The sequence below is a fragment of the Pseudochrobactrum sp. AO18b genome (assembly GCF_000409565.1).
GTDB classification, from domain to species: domain Bacteria; phylum Pseudomonadota; class Alphaproteobacteria; order Rhizobiales; family Rhizobiaceae; genus Pseudochrobactrum; species Pseudochrobactrum saccharolyticum.
In genome coordinates this window covers 1-18116 of sequence record NZ_ANNO01000124.1, presented here as the reverse complement: position 1 = coordinate 18116, position 18116 = coordinate 1, and the positions used below count along the sequence as shown (strand labels likewise).

At 52.7% G+C, this 18116-nt stretch carries 22 protein-coding genes and 1 pseudogene; 17 read left to right on the top strand and 6 right to left on the bottom strand.

Going from position 1 to position 18116, the window contains the following annotated elements; genetic code table 11:
* Positions 1-59: 59 nt before the first annotated feature.
* Together A918_RS0105225 and A918_RS0105220 are read right to left on the bottom strand one after the other, a co-directional pair.
* Positions 60-491: a SufE family protein gene (locus tag A918_RS0105225; protein ID WP_022710033.1), complete on the bottom strand. Its 432-nt coding sequence runs from the start codon at positions 489-491 to the stop codon at positions 60-62.
* A gap of 143 nt (positions 492-634) precedes the next feature.
* Positions 635-1051 (bottom strand): DUF5330 domain-containing protein, encoded by a 417-nt coding sequence (locus A918_RS0105220; RefSeq protein WP_022710032.1) that lies wholly within the window; start codon positions 1049-1051, stop codon positions 635-637.
* A gap of 428 nt (positions 1052-1479) precedes the next feature.
* Here A918_RS0105220 and A918_RS19505 point away from each other — a divergent pair, with 428 nt between their 5' ends.
* Genes A918_RS19505 through A918_RS0105205 form a run of 3 tightly spaced genes read left to right on the top strand, consistent with a single transcriptional unit; the run spans position 1480 to position 4919 of the window.
* Complete coding sequence (locus tag A918_RS19505; RefSeq protein WP_022710031.1) at positions 1480-3537, top strand: PAS domain-containing sensor histidine kinase; 2058 nt, start codon at positions 1480-1482, stop codon at positions 3535-3537.
* Positions 3512-4546 (top strand): peptidoglycan-binding domain-containing protein, encoded by a 1035-nt coding sequence (locus tag A918_RS0105210; protein WP_022710030.1) that lies wholly within the window; start codon positions 3512-3514, stop codon positions 4544-4546. Before A918_RS19505 ends, A918_RS0105210 begins: the two co-directional genes overlap by 26 nt.
* 31 nt (positions 4547-4577) lie before the next feature.
* Entirely contained in the window at positions 4578-4919 is a 342-nt protein-coding gene (locus A918_RS0105205) for a DUF1491 family protein (RefSeq protein WP_022710029.1), read from the top strand.
* A 10-nt stretch (positions 4920-4929) separates the two neighbouring features.
* On the opposite strand, the gene A918_RS0105200 is transcribed toward A918_RS0105205, so the two are convergent.
* The 4 genes from A918_RS0105200 to A918_RS19500 all read right to left on the bottom strand — a co-directional run bounded on the left by A918_RS0105200 (position 4930) and on the right by A918_RS19500 (position 9529).
* Complete coding sequence (locus A918_RS0105200; protein ID WP_022710028.1) at positions 4930-6006, bottom strand: DUF2336 domain-containing protein; 1077 nt, start codon at positions 6004-6006, stop codon at positions 4930-4932.
* A gap of 186 nt (positions 6007-6192) precedes the next feature.
* On the bottom strand, positions 6193-6741 hold the full coding sequence (locus tag A918_RS0105195; RefSeq protein WP_022710027.1) for a hypothetical protein: 549 nt from the start codon (positions 6739-6741) through the stop codon (positions 6193-6195).
* The gene (locus A918_RS0105190) at positions 6738-7322 is read right to left on the bottom strand and encodes a DUF1214 domain-containing protein (RefSeq protein WP_198013273.1); all 585 of its coding nucleotides are present in this window, start codon (positions 7320-7322) and stop codon (positions 6738-6740) included. Before A918_RS0105190 ends, A918_RS0105195 begins: the two co-directional genes overlap by 4 nt.
* Before the next feature lie 104 nt (positions 7323-7426).
* Entirely contained in the window at positions 7427-9529 is a 2103-nt protein-coding gene (locus A918_RS19500; RefSeq protein ID WP_370627123.1) for a transglycosylase domain-containing protein, read from the bottom strand.
* Positions 9530-9963: 434 nt separating this feature from the next.
* On the opposite strand from A918_RS19500, the gene A918_RS0105180 reads away from it, so the two are divergent.
* From A918_RS0105180 to A918_RS0105120, 14 genes and pseudogenes are all read left to right on the top strand, one after another.
* The gene (locus A918_RS0105180; RefSeq protein WP_022710024.1) at positions 9964-10428 is read left to right on the top strand and encodes a hypothetical protein; all 465 of its coding nucleotides are present in this window, start codon (positions 9964-9966) and stop codon (positions 10426-10428) included.
* A 124-nt stretch (positions 10429-10552) separates the two neighbouring features.
* Complete coding sequence (locus A918_RS0105175) at positions 10553-11707, top strand: DNA-packaging protein (protein WP_245257293.1); 1155 nt, start codon at positions 10553-10555, stop codon at positions 11705-11707.
* Between the two features lie 30 nt (positions 11708-11737).
* Complete coding sequence (locus A918_RS0105170; RefSeq protein ID WP_022710022.1) at positions 11738-12961, top strand: phage portal protein; 1224 nt, start codon at positions 11738-11740, stop codon at positions 12959-12961.
* Positions 12958-13329 (top strand): DUF6107 family protein, encoded by a 372-nt coding sequence (locus A918_RS0105165; protein ID WP_022710021.1) that lies wholly within the window; start codon positions 12958-12960, stop codon positions 13327-13329. The genes A918_RS0105170 and A918_RS0105165 overlap by 4 nt, the downstream gene beginning before the upstream one ends.
* Complete coding sequence (locus A918_RS19495) at positions 13319-13822, top strand: HK97 family phage prohead protease (protein WP_022710020.1); 504 nt, start codon at positions 13319-13321, stop codon at positions 13820-13822. Before A918_RS0105165 ends, A918_RS19495 begins: the two co-directional genes overlap by 11 nt.
* 63 nt (positions 13823-13885) lie before the next feature.
* On the top strand, positions 13886-15157 hold the full coding sequence (locus tag A918_RS0105155; protein WP_028233410.1) for a phage major capsid protein: 1272 nt from the start codon (positions 13886-13888) through the stop codon (positions 15155-15157).
* Between the two features lie 106 nt (positions 15158-15263).
* Positions 15264-15827, top strand: a complete 564-nt coding sequence (locus A918_RS0105150; protein ID WP_022710018.1) for a hypothetical protein — start codon at positions 15264-15266, stop codon at positions 15825-15827.
* Positions 15824-16171: a phage head closure protein gene (locus tag A918_RS0105145; RefSeq protein WP_022710017.1), complete on the top strand. Its 348-nt coding sequence runs from the start codon at positions 15824-15826 to the stop codon at positions 16169-16171. Before A918_RS0105150 ends, A918_RS0105145 begins: the two co-directional genes overlap by 4 nt.
* An 87-nt stretch (positions 16172-16258) precedes the next feature.
* On the top strand, positions 16259-16426 hold the full coding sequence (locus tag A918_RS21690; RefSeq protein WP_022710016.1) for a hypothetical protein: 168 nt from the start codon (positions 16259-16261) through the stop codon (positions 16424-16426).
* Complete coding sequence (locus A918_RS0105135; RefSeq protein ID WP_022710015.1) at positions 16423-16854, top strand: DUF3168 domain-containing protein; 432 nt, start codon at positions 16423-16425, stop codon at positions 16852-16854. The genes A918_RS21690 and A918_RS0105135 overlap by 4 nt, the downstream gene beginning before the upstream one ends.
* 3 nt (positions 16855-16857) lie before the next feature.
* Entirely contained in the window at positions 16858-17271 is a 414-nt protein-coding gene (locus tag A918_RS0105130) for a phage major tail protein, TP901-1 family (RefSeq protein WP_022710014.1), read from the top strand.
* The gene (locus A918_RS0105125; protein ID WP_022710013.1) at positions 17268-17618 is read left to right on the top strand and encodes a gene transfer agent family protein; all 351 of its coding nucleotides are present in this window, start codon (positions 17268-17270) and stop codon (positions 17616-17618) included. The genes A918_RS0105130 and A918_RS0105125 overlap by 4 nt, the downstream gene beginning before the upstream one ends.
* 17 nt (positions 17619-17635) lie before the next feature.
* Positions 17636-17824, top strand: a complete 189-nt coding sequence (locus A918_RS21465; RefSeq protein WP_084664656.1) for a phage tail assembly chaperone — start codon at positions 17636-17638, stop codon at positions 17822-17824.
* Positions 17821-18116: pseudogene (locus A918_RS0105120) on the top strand (phage tail tape measure protein); the annotation flags it as partial. The gene A918_RS21465 and the pseudogene A918_RS0105120, both read left to right, overlap by 4 nt.

The following is an 18116-nucleotide window of genomic DNA, read 5'->3' as shown; positions in this document are numbered from 1 at the left end:
AAAACATGCGCATTGATGAGATCAGTGCGCATGTTTTGGTATATTATAGATGAGAGATATCAGGCAGCGTTTTGCAGGGCGCTTTGTGCGTCATTGCGCACACGCTGCACCATGGAGCGCAAGCCGTTGGAGCGCTGTGGTGTCAGATGCTCATCGAGGCCAAGGCTTTTCAGAACGCCTTCTGCATCAATTTTCAGAATGGAAGATGCGGTTTCGCCGGAATAAAGGGCAAGCAGGATCGCAACCAGACCGCGGACAATATGCGCATCGGAATCGCCCAGGAACTCCATAACCGGATCGGCTCCCTGACCTTTTTTGGTCAGCAGCCAGACCTGACTGACACAGCCCGGAACCTTATGATCCGCATCGCGGGCTTCTTCCGGATAAGGCTGCAAGTCACGTGCCAGTTCGATCACATAGCGATAGCGGTCTTCCCAGTCGTCAAGAAACTCAAAGTCCGACGCAATCGTGCTGATCTTTGAATTTGTCATAGGTCTCTCCGCATTAACTGAAGCATGCCGCGCAAGAACGAAAATTCGCTCCGCTTAAGGCATACAGATAAATATACATATGGCGCGGCTTATAGACCATTTTTATGGCAATTGGAAAGTTCCGGTTCTGACGATCGCAAGAACTATCCGGGACGCTGCGCAGGAACGGGAATTTTGAACGCGGGTGCCTGCTCTGTTGCAGGTGGGGCGGATGGCTCTTTGTTTTGTGGCGCACTACCGGATAGAACCTCTTTCGCACGGATCAAAGCCTGTTCACCGCTTTGCTGAATCGCTGCCTTTCCGGCAATACAAAGAGCGGGATTGCGCTCACAAAATGTACTGATTTCCTGCAAGGTTTTACCGGCCTGCAACCATTGCTCAACCAGATCAGGACTGGCCGTGGACGGAGCCTGTTGCTGCTTTTCTGAAGACAGATGATTTTGCTGTGTTTGTGCCTGTGGCGCTTGTGGTGGCTGTGTGTCTGTTGACTTGCCGGTCAGTCCGGGCATCAGCAGAAAAACCCCTCCCAGCCAGAAAATGCATTTAAGCAGAAATCTCATGATCTTTATTCCTGCCTGTTTGCACGGTCCTGTCGGGTTGCTGAGCGTGATAAATATATAAGTTCAAATTATTCATATAGTTATCAGTTGTTTCACCGGTTTCTTCTTAAGGCTTTCCGGTTGTTGAGACACAATGGTTAAAGCATGAGACATATTTCTGAAGATTCTGATAAAATGTTTTTAAGATTGTCTTGCCATGTGGCGGAGCCGGAAATATTCCGTTTACCATAGAGCCAAAAGCTGCCCCTTTTTCGCGGAAAAAAGACTTTCACGGGCATCGTAGATCGCGGTTTTATCTATTCCTTAAAGTCTGGGCGTCCATTCTGTCATTGTTCGGTGACTGTCTTTTCACTCCGGTGAAAGGAGACAGTTGAAGTGAGATTGTGTCAGAGTGAGTATGCTGCGTGTACGGCATTTATGCGAAAACAATGAAAATGATTAAAGGCGGTATGCATAATACCGTTGCGGATCATCACCTGTTGGCGCAGGAAAATGCAGAATTCCATGCTTCTGTTACCGCTGCTCAATCCCGTAAGTCCGACCATTTTTCAGCGTTTGATTTGCGCTGCGCATTGCTGTTGTTTCCGCTGTTTCTGGCAATGGCTTTTTACAGTATTTTCCCGACCGCTTCGGTCAATGCATTGCTGTTTACCGGCCTGTCCTTTACCGGCATATCCGTTCTTTTGCTGGCAGCGCAGGCATTTGGCATCCGCAACAGCCTGACAGGTCTTGTTGCTTTGTCATTCTATAGCGCGGTACTGGCTTTTACAGCCCTGTTTGCAGGTGCGGAGAATGGTCTGGTCTGGGCGATGGTTCTGGCATTGCCGCTTGAGATCTGGCTGGTAACCCGCCATCGTGCGGCGGCTGTTGCCGGTGGTCTGATCACTGTTGCCCTGATGGCAACATCGCTGACCAAAGGTATCAACACACAGCTGATGCTTCCGGCCGGTGTCTCAACGACTTTCCTGTTTATCTATGTCGGCGCCATTTTGCTGCGGGTAATGCGTTTGGCGCTGCCAGTTGCAACAGTCCTGCAGAATACAACATCTGCTCATACTGCCGACAGCGATCTGGAAACAGCGCTGGATGCTCTGGTTATCCGTCTTGATCAGGATGGTCATATCCGTACTTTGTCTGATCGTTGTATTGAACAATTTGGTGTTGATCGTGCAGTCCTGACCGGCACATTGCTTCTTGACCGCGTGCATGTGGCTGACCGCGTTCAATATCTCGCATTTCTGAATGGCCTGAAGCACGGCAATTCACCAATGAAACTCGGTGGCAAAACAGAGATTCGTCTGCGTTGCGTGGAAGCTGCTCAGGGCAATAAAAATGAACAGCCGAAAATCTATTTCAATATATTTGAAATGGAAGGGCAGGCAAAGGGCACGGCTCAGAATGAGCAGGAAGCCGGTTTCCTGATCGTTGCGCGCAATCTTGCTCAGCTCCAGGATACGCAGCAGCATATTGTTCAGCAGAATACGACGATTGAGAATCTCGAAACCTCGCGCGGACGTTTGCTCGGTGCCGTCAGCCATGAGTTGCGCACGCCGCTGAATTCAATCATCGGTTTCTCTGATCTGCTGTTGCATGATGTGGCAGGGCCTTTGCAGAGCGACAAGCAGCGCGAATATATTGATCTGATCCGCAAGTCCGGCAATCATCTGCTGGAAGTTGTCAACGGTATTCTGGAAACCTCCCGTCTTGAGGCCGGTCAATATCCGGTTCAGCATGAACGCTTTTCCGTGCAGGACAGCGTTACAATGTGCAGCTCCATGCTTATGCCGATGGCCGAGAAAAAGGGCGTTATTCTCTGTGACCGCATTCATCCGGATGTGACGGATATGATTGCTGATCGCCGTGCAATCCGTCAGATTCTGATTAATCTGGTGTCTAACGCTATTAAATTCACGGATCGCGGCGGTTGCGTAACCATTGATGTGATGCCTGATGAAACAAAGCGCGGCTATGCAGGTGCAGAGCGCAGTCTGGTCATCTCCGTGTCTGATACGGGTGTCGGGCTGGAAGCACATGAGATTGAACGTCTGTGCCAGCCATTTACCCAGATCAATAATGCACAGACCCGTATGCAGGAAGGTTCAGGTCTCGGGCTTTATCTGGTTAAAGGTCTAGTCAGTCTTCATCAGGGTGAGATGAATATTCACAGCCGCAAGGGCTATGGCACGACTGTTGCAATCAGGCTGCCGCAAACAGCACAGCAGGTTGTGGATAAGACCGGATTGGTTGCAGGAACGGCCGCAAATCAGGCATTATCGCAGCCTATGCAGCAGGCTGACCGGATGCAGACAAATACAGTTTCAACCGATATTCGCAGCGCTCTTGAGCAGGTGAAAACAGCAATTATTAATCTTCAGGCCGAACAGACTGAATATAGTCAGGCAGAAAGTAGTTATGACGGAAAGACAGAGCCGCAGCGGTACGAAACGCAAGGGGACTTCCATGCGCAAAAACGCAAAACGGCGTAGTTTTGGCAGACGTTTTTTTGATGCATGCCTGACCGGCGTGTCACGCATGGCATTGGCTGCCGGTGATATAGTCGCGCGCAATCCTGTGGTAGCCGGTGGTGCAACCGCATTTCTTGTGACGCTTGGTTTTGTTGCCAGCAATGCGATCTGGTATCAGCCGCAGGCGCATGACGGTGTTTTCTTTAAAACACGGCCGGAGCAGGTTTTCCGTGCTGTGGCAAAAGACAATAGCGAAGCAGCACGTAAGCTGACAGGCAATGTGGCTGCGCAGGAACCCGTGCGCCAGATTGCCGGTCATGAGGCTGCGCCGGTAACTGAGAAACCGCAAGCTGTTGCGACTTTGCCCGAAACAACTGTTGATGGCGGGGATCTGCCGGCTCTGGCGCCGAATGGCGACAAGCAGGTTGCGATCATGCAATATAATCTGAAGCAACTTGGCTTCTATAGTGGCAATGTGGATGGTCTGACAGGGCCGCAAACCCGTACTGCTCTCGAGCAATGGCAGAATGTGCAGGCCAAGCTGGCACCGGATCAGAATAATGCGGCTAAACCCGCAGAGAAACAGCTGAGCATTGAGGAAGCCATTGCAGTGGCTGTGCCTGCTGCCAGACCTGAGACCCGACCTGACACTCAGCCTGAAAACAGTGCGCGTGCAGTGCCGGTTGCGGAAAGACGGCCTGCGCCGATTGCTGTCAGGGCAGAAGAAAAAACACCGGTACAGGCTGTGCGGAGTAATTCTGCATCGCAGAATGCAACGGAAACAACGGCTTCTGTTCAACCGGTATCCGCACGAGCACCATCCGGTCAAGCAGTCAGTGCCGAGGAACTGGTGCGTATTCAGGCGGGGCTCAAAGCATTCGGCAATGATATGGTTGTCGTGGACGGTGTTCCGGGCAAAACCACAGAAGATGCCATCCGCGAGTTTCAGAAACTGTTCCGTCTCAATGTCAGCGGCAAGCCTGATTCTGAGCTGATCGGGAAAATGCGTGAAATCGGCCTGATCAGCTGATTTGATATGCAATGAGCAGGTATTTCAGCCTATGCGTCTGACAAGTGAATTCTGGGTTTCCGCATTCATGCGCCGTGTGCGCATGGCTGATGGTTTCGCCTATCTGGTCAGGCGCGGTGCGGCCGAGGCCGGTGCAATCTTTATCAAGATCCGTAATCGTGACGGCAATTTTGATTTATATATGCCTGCGCCGCAAAGCGAATATGATCCGCAGCGGGCGGATGAACGTCGTTTTGTTTTATATCAGCAGAGCGAAGACGAGCAGCTGATTAATACGCAGCTTGAAAAAGAGCTGCGCTTTGATCCTGATCTCTGGCTTGTCGAGGTTGAAGATTGTGCTCAGGCTGCGGAGCTGCTGACCGCAGGCATGTAATTTATCCGGATTATTGTGCTTTTCTATGCGGGATCGTTCCGTCATTATTCGCGGCACTGGTAAAGTTTTCCGATGCATTGTCCGCCAGATCGCGCAACTGGTTGCGCAGACGCTCATTCATATCATCCGCTTTCCAGCGTCTGACAGCTGCTGCGGCCTGTTCAGGGCTGATAGAGCGGTAAATATGGACAAATTCCCGTAATTGTTCACGTTCGCCATGAATTGTACCGAGAACAGCAGTCAGGATCAGATAGGTATCCTGTGCGGTAAGCCCTATGGCTTTCAACGCCAGCGGCAGCTGGGAATTCGGCCATGAGCCGATAATTGTTTCAGCACGCGCATAGCTGACATCCAGCGCATCGGCCAGTGCGGTGCGGAACATATTGCCGTCAATCAACAGTGCCATATCAATGAGATATTCGGCCCGTGCCGGTTGCAAACAGGAGGACAGTGACAGTGCACTGAGATTATGCGCAGGCAATGATTGTGCTGAGGCAGGAGGGGTTGTGCGGATTGGTGCAGCCGGTTTGCTCTCAACGCGTTTGTTTACAGGGGCTGCTGAAACATAATGCGCTTCCTGCATCTCCGCTATGCTGTTCTCTACAGCGGCAGGTGCAGTGCTGATAACCGGTTCAGCAGTCAGTGTCTGGCTGATGAGCGGATCATCAAAGCCCTCAAGGATTGGCAATAGCAGCGGATCAACCGGCTGACGGCGCGCAATGATACGGGCATGGGACAGGCCGTGCTGGCCGGTAATGTCAATGAGATCGGCAGTTGTCAGGACAGGGGAGCGCAGCAATAGCGGCGCTGCGACTTCAATACTGTCATTGGCAAGAGCCAGAACCAGCTTGCGCGGGGCAACATCATGCTGGGCAAGAATAGCTGAGACCTGACGGCGGGCACGCGGCGTGGCTGTTTCCAGCAACGGCAAAGCCAAATCTTCAAATTGCTGGCTTTCATAGCGTCCGGGACGGGTGAGGGACGTAAAACCTGCGACGGCAGCAGCCAGCAGATCATCGGTCTTGTGGTGTGCGGAATGACCACTTCCGGATAATATTTCCAAAGCGCGGAATTGATCGGTGGTCACGCGTATTTACCCCTTACGCCTACACAACACAGACAAAAATACACCTCTCCTCGCTGAAAACATAAGGAGAGCTTTCTGCACTTTAAGGGAGAACACTTAGCAATGAATTAACCATCGGTGCGTTGCTGGTAATTTACTGACCTGTAAATCAAATATTTTTCGGAAGATGGTGCATCGCAGGAGAATTTAATTCTCGATCGAAACGCTCATACATTCTGCAGATTTAAGAAATTCACCAACCTCATCCCGCCATGTTGCATCGGGCTCGAAGACCCGCAAAACCGCAATCGCTTCATTAACGGACTGGGTGATAAGCACTGATTGTTCCAGTTGCTGCGGAATGCTTTGTTCGAGCAGGATTTTCTGCAAAGGTGAGACAAGCAGCAGATCGGTGGTTGGTGACACCTGATCATTGAGGCTGAAAGTGATATCGCCTGTATGATTGTAAATCGCCAGCGACCAGAACGGTACCTTGCCGACAGCGCTGATATGAACCGGTCCGTTGGTCAGGTCAAAACGGCATGCGGCACTGCGCATCAGCGGATCGCGGCGCTTTGCCCAGTTAGCACCTTCCAGCCTGTGAAAACTTTCTGCAGAGCCGAGTGCTTCCACGCGTTTCCACAGGGTTTCCGAAGCATCATCAGGCACAAGCAGTATAATCGCAATATGAACGATGGCTGCGCCAATGAGACCGAGAGTAATGGCATAGAGAAACTGCAACAGCGAATGTCTCATCGTCCGGCTCCTTTGCAGCTGCCTTCTGCCAAAGTGAGTGCCGGCATTTGCGGATTTTCAAAGCCGATAGATGTGCCCAGATCGGTATCATACAGGGTCATCACCAGTTGATAGGGGCGCGATGCATTGATCGCCAGCCAGTTTCCCGATTGTGCCGAGGGAGAAACCGCGATGAGAAAACTTGAATCATGCTGATACCAGATCATCTGGCTATGCAGTTCCTGCGGAAGCCCTTGCTTTTGCGCGAGCGGCAGATCATGCAAATCGCTGGCATAAAGCGTCCAGAAACGGGAGGCGGGGGCTTTACCCTGTAAATGATAGGTGCAACGCGGATCAAGTTTTGCGCCGTTCACATCATGCCTCAGGACAAAGCGTTGGCCTTCGGCAGCACCCAGCGGCAGCAATGCGGCGCGGCTGCGTTGCGCACGCGCATAGGGATCAGCATCCGCACTGCCATAGAGCGGCGAGGCATGCCATTGTCCGATTGTGAGCTGATTGAAACCTTCAAAATTATTGAGAGCATAAAGCGCACTGGCTGCGCCGCCCGCCAGAGCAATCAGGCAGGTTAATACTGTCAGCAATATGGTTCTTAAATTGCTCATGGAGAATCTATAAAACACGTCCGGTTAAAATTGCCTGTCATTATCAGGTGACCGGATCAAATGGCCGGTGCATTTCAATAAGATCAGAGTGACGATAAAGTCGTGCGAATCCGCTGCGGTGTTTCATAGGTGCGGAATTTCTCGTTCAGACTGCGCATAAAGCGCGTCGTTTCCGAGGACAGAACACGCGGATAATCCGGAACTGTATTTGGCAGTTTTTCACCTGTGCCGCTGCTCTGTGCTACCAGTTTCGGATCCGCTGGCTGTGCCGGTTTCGGGAACGGATTGCTGATGCCCGGAATTGGTTTCAGGTCAATATTCTGATGCGCCTGCATCATCATCATCTGCCATGTCATAGCAGGGATAATACCGCCGGTCAGATTATTCATCGGTGCATAACTGTCATTGCCGAACCAGACCGCCGCCGTGTAATTGCCGGTATAGCCGACAAACCAAGCATCACGATAGCTCTGGGTGGTGCCGGTTTTGCCCGCGACACGGGTCATAGGCAAAGCCGCACGCCGCGCCGTGCCGCGTTCAGGCACCTGCACCAGCATGGAGTTCATTTCCGAGGCGGCCTTTTCAGACAATACGCGCTTTGGTTCCGGTGTATCGCGTTTAAAGTCCCAGAGAATTTTACCAGCCGGATCGGAAATCTGCACAATACCATGGCGCATGCCTGCAAAACCGCCATTGGCAAAAACACTGAAGCCGGTGGCCTGATCCATCACTGTCATGCCGGAGGTGCCGAGCACCATGGTTTTATGGTCGGAGATTTCCGATTCAATGCCCATGGCTTTGGTGAGGGCTACAATCGGCTTTGTTGTCAGATAGTCTTTGGCAAGGCGCACCGGCACCGTATTATAGGATTTGACCAGAGCGGTTGCGAGATCGACACGGCCTGCAAAAGAGCGGCCGTAATTGCGCGGCATCCAGTTACCCCATGCAATCGGTGCATCGGAGACAATGGTATTCGGTGTCAGACCCTTTTCCATAGCAACGGCATAGACATAGGGTTTGAATGATGAACCGGCCTGACGGAGCGCTTTGGTTGCACGGTTGAACTGGCTTTCACCATAATCGCGCCCACCGACAATTGCCCGCACCGAGCCGTCATCGGCAATCACCACGGTGGCTGCTTCTGTCACTTTATATTCGGCACCATATTGGCGCAGGTGAAATTCAATCGCATCTTCCGCAGCTTTCTGGATATTCCGGTCAAGCGTGGTACGCACCACCAGATTATGCTGGGGAATGGTGCGGGTGATTTTCTTTACCTCGTCAAAAGCCCAGTCCAGAAAATAGTCGGGGTTTTCACCCTTCGCACGGTCGACAACACTGGCCGGATTACGTCGTGCATAAGCCAGTTGGCCTTCGCTCATAAAGCCTGCATCAGCCAGATTGGACAACACGACATTAGCGCGCGCACGGGCAGCCGGCAGATTGACATGCGGTGCATATTTTGCCGGTGCTTTGAACAGGCCGGCAAGCATTGCTGCTTCCGCCAGTGAAACATCTTTGACGTTTTTGCCAAAGTAAAATTCGGAAGCCGCAGCGATACCAAAGGTTCCGCCGCCCATATAAGCGCGGTCGAGATAGAGCTGCAGAATTTCCGTTTTGCTTAAATTGGCTTCCAGCCAGAGCGCAAGAAAGGCCTCATTGATTTTGCGTTTCAGGGTTCTTTCATTGGACAGAAACAGGTTTTTTGCCAGCTGCTGAGACAGGGTGGAGCCGCCCTGAACCACACCATTGGCACGCATATTCTGGGTAAGCGCGCGGCTTAAGCCCCAAAAATCAATGCCGATATGTTCATAAAAACGGCGGTCTTCGGTCGCAAGAACCGCTTTAATCACATGATCCGGCAATTCAGCGATCGGCACCGCATCGCGATGCATGATGCCGCGCTGGCCGATTTCATTGCCGTAGCGGTCAAGGAAAGTGACCGCATAATCATCCTGCGCACGCCAGTCTTTCTTGGTTTCCTCGAATGCAGGCATAGCCAGAGCAAGCAGAACAACACTGCCGAGAACGCCAAGCGTAAAACCCTCATCGGCGATTTCTACAAACAGACGTTTCCAGCCGCGCACGCGGAATTTGCGGGAAAAAATAGTGGCGCTTTCCCAAAACGCCGAAAAATGCGAGCGTAGTTTATACAGGCTGCTGTCCAGCCAGGCATCAATAGCCATCAGAAACGGGCTGCGGGTCAGGCGGCGCGTTTTTCTGGTCTGGTCATTTTTGTCAGCCTGTTTGCTCATAACCGAAAAATAACCCGTTTTGCTTGCTGAAAGAGGGGCGATAATGTCCCATTCTAGCACATCCTTATGAATGGCCAATAAAGCAGAAGTGCCAATGAAGGGTTTAAAATTATGCTTAACGAATAAACCTATTATCTCAATGCGATAAATATTTCGGTAAAATTGAATGTGAAGAAATCGCCTGAGAAAGCAGAAAAATAGGAATTTTATCCTTGACGGCGTGACGGTGTTGAAGTAGGTTTTATATACAGTCAGAGAAGTGTGGCTGACAAAGATGACAAGGCGTGGCATGTGATGCTGCGCTTTTTTATTTGTGCCATTTGTAACCGGTTATGCGTTTCACAGAGAACGGAGCCAGTCAAACCATGCCGGAAAATTCGGAAGAAATACAAGCGCTGCCAAAGGCTTCACTGGAGCGTTTGCAGGCGGTGTATCGTTTGCAGCGGCGTTATCAGATAACTGTGCCGGACATGGCTTTTCTCTTGGGGGTGAAGCCGGAGATTTATAGCAGGCGTTTGAAACGGGCAGGGTTGGATTACTCTTCTGTCAGTTTGCCGGCGCTGGATATTGAAGATCTGCTGATTAAAATTAATGCGGAATTACAGAATTTCTCCAAAGCGGAGGGGTTGCCGGAAAAGAGTGCTGTAGAGGCGCTGGCAGCATTGGCAAAAGCCGTGAAAAGCATCAGCGAGCTTTCCAAAGAAACGCGTGTTGAACCGCTGAATGATAAGCATGACAACGGAAATGATGATCGCGGTGTGACGCCGGAGGATGTGCGTGAAGCTCTCAGCATCATCAGCGCCAGAATTACCGAACTCAGAGCTGTTTAAATTTCTGTCTGACGCGGGTGTCGATGAACAGGCCATTGTTGCGGTGAGCAAAGAATGGCTGTTTCAGGGGCGGCTGGCGCAATTGCCGGTTTTTCAGAAGCAGGATTGGCGCAGCTGGGTGATAATGGGTGGGCGCGGTTCAGGGAAAACCCGTGCCGGTGCCGAGTGGATCAGCGGCATGGCACAGGGGCTGGCACCTTTCTGTGACAAAGCTTGCGGCAATATTGCTTTGGTGGGGGAAACACTGGCCGATGTGCGCGAGGTGATGGTTGAAGGGCCTTCCGGTATTCTCTCCGTATCACGTTTGCAGCGGCCACGGCTGGAAAGTACCCGTCGCAGACTGGTTTGGGAAAGCGGGGCGGTGGCTTCCTTCTATTCATCAGAAGATCCGGACAGTTTGCGCGGGCCGCAATTTTCTGCTGCATGGTGTGATGAGCTGGCGAAATGGAAAAACCCGCAACAAACATGGGATATGCTGCAATTCGGCCTGCGGTTGGGAGACAACCCGCGTCAAGTTGTGACAACCACGCCGAAAATGCAGGCGCTGTTGCGTGATCTTTTGAGTGATCCGGCCACGATCATGACCCATATGCGCACGGATGAAAATGCAGCGCATCTGGCACCGGCCTTTCTGTTAGCCATGCAGCAGCGTTATGCAGGCACAGCCTTGGGGCGGCAGGAACTGGATGGCGTACTGATTGCAGACCGTGAGGATGCGCTATGGTCGCGGGAGCAATTGGAGACGCTACATGATCCGCATGTGCCGGAATTGCAACGCATTGTCATTGCGGTTGACCCGCCTGCGACTTCAACCAAGAATTCCGATGCCTGCGGGATTATTGTGGTGGGGCTTGATGCCGATGGTCTGGCTTGGGTGCTGGATGATGCCACCTCGCAAGGCGTGAAGCCGCATCAATGGGCTGCGCAGATTGTGCAGTTCTATCACCGCTATCAGGCTGATCTGGTGGTGGCTGAGGTCAATCAGGGCGGTGACATGGTGATGGCGGTGATCCATGCGCAGGATGCATCTGTTGCGGTAAAAGCAGTGCGGGCGCAGAGGGGGAAATATCTGCGCGCCGAGCCGGTGGCCGCACTCTATGAGCAGGGGCGTATCCGCCATGCACGCCGCTTTCCGGAACTGGAGGATGAGATGTGTGACTTTGCCGTGAACGGGCTATCCTCCGGTCGTTCGCCAGACAGGATGGATGCGCTGGTCTGGGTGCTGCATACGCTTTTGCTTCAGGACACACATAAGCCGAGAATCCGGCAGCTTCGATAAATTTCATAATTAAGGTCGAGTGAGGTGAACATGGTTCGATCATGGGCTTGGTCATGGCCGTGGCGGCATAGTGCTGCCCAAACACAGGAGCAGAAAAGCGCACAGGTGCCTTCTGTAAAAATGCAGCAGGGTTTTGTCGCGCTGCATATGGATGCGCAGGCACGCTGGACAAGCCGCAATTATATGGCGCTGTCGCAACAGGGATTTATGCGCAATCCGATTGTGCATCGCTGTGTGAAAATGATTAGCGATGCCGCAGCCAATGTGCCGTTGCTGCTTTATCAGGGAGAGACGGAGCTTGAAGATCATCCGCTTTTGAAACTGCTGCGTGCGCCCCATGAAGGGGCGAGCGGTTCCGGTTTTTTTGAACAGCTTTACGGGCATTTGCTGCTATCCGGCAATGCTTATATCGAGCGGCTGGATTATGACGGGCAGCCGAAGGAATTGCATCTGCTGCGCCCCGAGCGGGTGACGATTGAGAGTGACAATAATGGCTGGCCGCAGGCTTTGCTCTATCGCAATAATACGGTCAGTCGTCGTATCAGCCTGAATTCAAGTTTTGAGTCCGGATTGTCTGCACGGGCGTTGCATTTGCGGTTGTTTCATCCGCTGGACGATCATTATGGTTTTCCGCCTTTGGAAGCGGCTTCCATGGCGCTGGATATTCACAATGCCACGGCGGCATGGAACAAGGCTTTGCTCGATAACTCCGCACGGCCTTCCGGTGCTCTGGTCTATGCGCCGAAGGATGGCGGGAATTTAAGCGAAGAGCAGTTTGACCGGCTGAAGACCGAGCTGGAGGAAGGCTATACCGGTGCCGGTGGGGCGGGTAAACCGCTGCTGTTGGAAGGCGGGCTGGACTGGAAGGCCATGGGGCTGTCGCCCAAAGATATGGACTTCATTGAGGCCAAACATGTTGCGAGCCGCGAAATCGCGCTGGCTTTTGGCGTGCCGTCGATGCTGCTCGGTATTCCCGGTGATAACACCTATGCCAATTATGCCGAGGCCAATCGCGCCTTCTATCGCCTGACCATTCTGCCGCTACTGACCCGCACCGCGCAGGCACTGAGTAATTGGCTCTGTCCTTCTTTTGGTGCTGGCCTGCGACTTGAACATGATCATGACCGCATTGACGGGTTAGCCGAGGAGCGGGAAGCCTTGTGGCGGCGCATTGGTGCGGCGGATTTCCTGAGCGATGCGGAAAAACGGCAGGCAGTTGGCTATTCTCCTGAGCCGGAAGGAGGAGCGCTATGAACCCGTTCAACCAGCCGGATGCACTCACTCAGGAACAATGGATCTGGCTTGCCAAAATCACCGGCGCGGTGAGTGGCTCGGCCGTATCTCTGGCTTATATGCTGCCCAAAGGAAAACGCGAGGCGGCAGTACGTTTTGCCGTGGGACTGATTTGCGGCATGATTTTTGGCGGGGCAGCCGGTGTTAAAATCGCAGAACAACTGACTTTGAGTAATAGTCTCGGACAGGCGGAACTGATGTTGATGGGCTCTGCCGCTGCCAGCTTTGCTGCATGGACAGCGCTTGGTTTTTTCAAACGCTTTACCGACCGGCTGAAAAATCAGGTTGGTGGTTCCGTCCGGCAGGAGGGGGAGCGTGATGAAAACTAAGACAGATCGGCCTCTATGTTTCAGCGGTTATGCCAGCCTGTTTTCGCTCTCTGATCTGAGCGGCGATATCATTGAGCGCGGTGCTTTCGCCAAGTCTCTGCGACGGGGTGCCGCGGTGCCGATGCTCTGGCAGCATCAGGCCGATAATCCCATCGGCATCTGGACGAAAATCACCGAGGATCAGCGCGGTCTTTATGTTGAGGGGCAGTTAACGCAAGGCGTGACGCGTGCCGATGAAGCTTGGCAGTTGATATCCGAAGGGGCGCTGGACGGTTTGTCGATTGGCTTTCGCGCTATTCGCAGTGAGAAGTCAGCCTCAACCGGAAAGCGGCATATTCTGGAAGCCGAGCTTTGGGAAATTTCGCTGGTGACTTTTCCGATGTTGCCGCAGGCGCGTGTTCATCCGGTGCAGAGTAAAAATCACGATGACATGAGTTCCGCGCAGATTATCCGCCATGCGGCGGCTAGTCTGAAAGCGCAAACTTCTTTTTGAAACCTCCGTCCGGTCGGTTTGTACCGTCTTTTTACACCAAGCCCGAAGGGACAGGAAATGACAATCAAACATAAAGCAACAGCCGCTCAACCGCAGGTGCTGGAGATTAAGGCGCTGAACAGCCAGCAGGAAGTCGGGCAGGCTTTTGGTGAGTTTATGCAGGCCTTTGAAGGATTTAAACAGGCCAATGATGAGCGCCTGACCCAGATTGAAAAACATGTTGGTGCGGATGTTCTCACTGTTGAAAAGGTAGAACGTCTCAACCGTGCAATGGATGAGCAGAAGGCGGCTCTGGATCAATATGTGCTGAAACAGGCGCGCCCTGCGCTTGGTGGTGAGACACGTTCACCGCTCTGTGGTGTTGTGCAGGAGCATAAACAGGCTTTTGACAATTATGCCCGCCGAGGTGATGAGCAGGCATTGCGCGGGCTTGAGCAGAAAGCGCATTCCTATGGTTCGGGGCCTGATGGCGGTTATCTTGTGCCGTCTGAGCTGGAAACTGCTATCGGCACACGTCTGGCCGCGCTTTCGCCGGTGCGTGGTCTTGCAACTGTGCGACAGGTTTCCGGCGCTGTACTCAAAAAGCCGTTTTCCATCAGTGGTCCTGGTACCGGCTGGGTTGGTGAAGAGGGCGCACGCCCGCAGACCACCAATGCCAAGCTGGCTGAGCTGCAATTCCCGACCATGGAAATTTACGCCATGCCTGCGGCAACAGCCAGCCTGCTGGATGATGCGGCGGTGGATGTGGAACAGTGGATTGCCGCAGAGGTTGAAACAGCTTTTGCCGAGCAGGAAAGCGCTGCCTTCATCAATGGTGATGGTGTGAACAAGCCACATGGTTTTCTGGCCTATGATACGGTTGATGAAGCGTCATGGGCATGGGGTAAACTTGGTTGCCTGAAGACGGGCGTTGCCGGTGCCTTGCCTGCTTCCAGCCCGTCCGATTTGCTGATTGATCTCGTCTATGCGCTGAAATCCGGCTACCGCCAGAATGCCCATTGGATGATGAACCGTAAAACCCAGTCGGCGCTGCGCAAGCTCAAAGACAGCAACGGCAATTATCTCTGGCAGCCTCCGGCGTCTCTTGGGCAGAAGGCTTCCTTCATGGGGTTTGGTCTGGTGGAGGCGGAAGATATGCCGGATATTGCCACGGACAGCACACCGATTGCCTTTGGTGATTTTGCCCGTGGTTATCTGATTGTCGATCGCATCGGTATCCGTGTTCTGCGTGATCCGTATTCTGCCAAGCCTTACGTGTTGTTCTACACCACCAAGCGTGTCGGCGGTGGTGTGCAGGATTTTGACGCGATTAAACTGCTGAAATTTGCAGCCTGAATTTGCTGGCGGAGCGGTTTTGCTTGGCCTTTGCAAAGCGGCATGAATCATTCTGTCAGAGAGTGATTTTATCTTACTGAATCTATTATAAATTACAGGAGATAGCATGGTTCTCCAACTTATAACGCCGCCGGTAAAAGAGCCGGTGACGACAGCAATGTTGTGCGATTTTTTACGTTTGTCACCGGATCAGGAAGAGGACTTGCTGGAGCGCCTGATCCGCACTGCGCGGGAAGTAATCGAGCAGCATTGCAATCTGGTGATGCTGCCGCAGCGCTGGCTATTGCAACTCGCCAACTGGCCGCAATCGGGCAGAATTGCCCTCTATAAAGCGCCGGTCATTTCCATTGATAAAGTGCAGGGTTTTGATGCTGATGGTACTGCGGTACTGTTCAATGCCGATGACTGGCGACTGGATACGGACAGTCGTCCGCAGCGACTTTATCTGCGGCGACCGCAACATATTACCATTTCCCGCGGGTTGGAAATTGAGCTGACTGCCGGTCTGGCGAATGAGCCTGAAGACCTGCCCGAAACATTGCGCCATGCCTGTTTGGTGCTGGCGGCGCATCTCTATGATAACCGCAATTCTTATGAAACGGTTATGCATAACCTGCCGGATATGGTTGCACAGCTCGTGTCACCGTGGCTGCGGCGGGGGCGGCTATGAACCTGCAATTCATTGATGCAGGGCAGTTTAAAACCCTGCTGACTTTGGAAGAAAACCGTCCGCTCTTTGATGAGACCGGCGGCTATCAGGAGCAATGGACGGAAATTGCCACGCTCTGGGGCAGGATTGAGCCGAAGAAAACCGGCAGTCAGAACTTTGCCGGACAAGCCATTCCCCATGTCACTCATCTCATCACAACCCGTTATCGCAGCGATATCGCGGTCTCCATGCGTCTCACGCGTGCGAAGCGATATTTCACGGTTTTAGGGCTGCACGATCCCGATGAAAGTCAGCGCTATCTCATTTGTTCAGTTAGAGCATTTCCAGATTATCTTGAAACATAGGAAATGCTCTAACTGTTTGTTTTTACGCGTATCTTGATCCGAAAACCGTTTCACACTTTTCGGGATACGCTATAGAGAGGAAATCCGATGAATTTTTCTATGCGTTTTATCTTTGAAGCCTTGTTGCGCACTTTGCGTCTTGTCGGCTTGCAGGCCTGTGAACAGGCGCTCTCCAATAAACGAGATGGGCTGTTTTTGAAAAGCCCTGAGCCTAAGGCACCTCCTGCTCAAACCGAACAGGACAACAAGGGATGAACGGCGCGGCGCTTGTTTTGCAAAAGGCAATATTGGCGTGGCTGCAAGCCGCGCCTTTGCTGACGGAGAAACTGCAAGGGCAGGGCATTTACGATCATGTGCCGCCCCATGCGGCGTTTCCTTATATCAGCTTTGGTCAAAGTCAGATTTACGCCTGGGATACCGATAGCGGCACCGGCGAAGAGCACAATCTGGTGCTGCATATCTGGGCGCGTTCCAATGGTCGCAGGCAGGTGCTGGAACTGATAATGCAGGTGGAAAGGCTGATGGAGGTTTTGGCAAACAGCCAGCAAAAGCCGGATATCGGTGGTTATCATCTGGTCAATCTGACTTTGCAATCCTCACAGACCCGCAATGACGACTTGCGCGACGGTTACAATGGCCAGTTGCGTTACCGTGCGGTGACTGAAAAAATTGAAGGAGCGTAATTAATGGCAGCTCAGAGAGGCAAAGACCTGTTGCTGAAAATTGCAGCGGCAGGTGACACATTTCAGACCTGTGCGGGTTTGCGCAGCAAGCGCATTGCTTTCAATGCGGAGACTGTGGATGTGACGGATGCTGATGCTACAGGGCGTTGGCGGCAATTGCTGGCTGGCAGCGGTGTGCAGCGTGCATCGGTCAGCGGTGCGGGTATTTTTAAAGATGCGGCGTCCGATGCGTTGATCCGCGCGGCGTTCTTCAATGGTGATATTCTGAACTGGCAGATTATTGTGCCGGATTTTGGCATTGTCAGCGGTTTGTTTCAGATCACCGCGCTGGAATATGGCGGCGCGCATGATGGCGAAGTGACGTTTGAAATCGCACTGGAATCTGCCGGCCTTATCAGTTTCGGAGCGCAGCCATGATGGTCAATGCCAGACGCGGTGAAATTGCAGCCGTTTTAAATGACAGGGATTGGGTTTTGTGCCTGACACTTGGTGCCTTGGCCGGTCTTGAGGCTGCCTATGAGACTGAGGATTTGTCTGCTCTGATTGCCCGTTTCTCAACAGGGCGGTTAAAGTCGGAAGATATGATCCGCATTGTCACAGCAGGTTTGCGTGGTGGCGGTCATGATGTGGCCGAGGATGATGTGGCCGATATGCGCATTGACGGCGGTGCTACTGGCTTTGCGCTGCTGGTAACGCAACTACTGGAAGTGACTTTTGGCATGACTGCTGAAAATCCGGAAAACGCAGCACAATCAAAAAATTAGAAGCCGTAATTGAATCAATGTCTTTCCCCTGGGATGCGCTGATGCATTTCGGGATGGGACAATTGCGGCTGTCGTCACGGGATTTCTGGTGTTTAAGCCTGCCCGAGATTAGGGCGCTGAGCCAGTCCATGCGCGGTGGCAGGAAAGCGCCGCCGCGTGATGTTTTAAACACGCTGATGCGGACTTTTCCGGATGGTGAATTATGAATGATACAGGCACACAACAATCGGTCACGATTTCGGTTGAGGCGGATACCAGCGGCTTTGACCGTGCGCTGGATAATTTGCAGAAGCGTTCCGGCTCATTCGGGCAGAGCCTGACTTCGGCTTTCAAAAGCGCGGTCACGTCCGGCAAAGGGCTGGATGATGTGCTGCGCGGGCTGGCTTCCAATATGGCTTCCATGGCGCTGGATGCGGGGATGAAGCCGTTGCAGGGATTATTCTCCTCGATGTTCTCCGGCCTGATGGGCGGGCTTGGCGGCTTGGGCGGAGTTAAGCC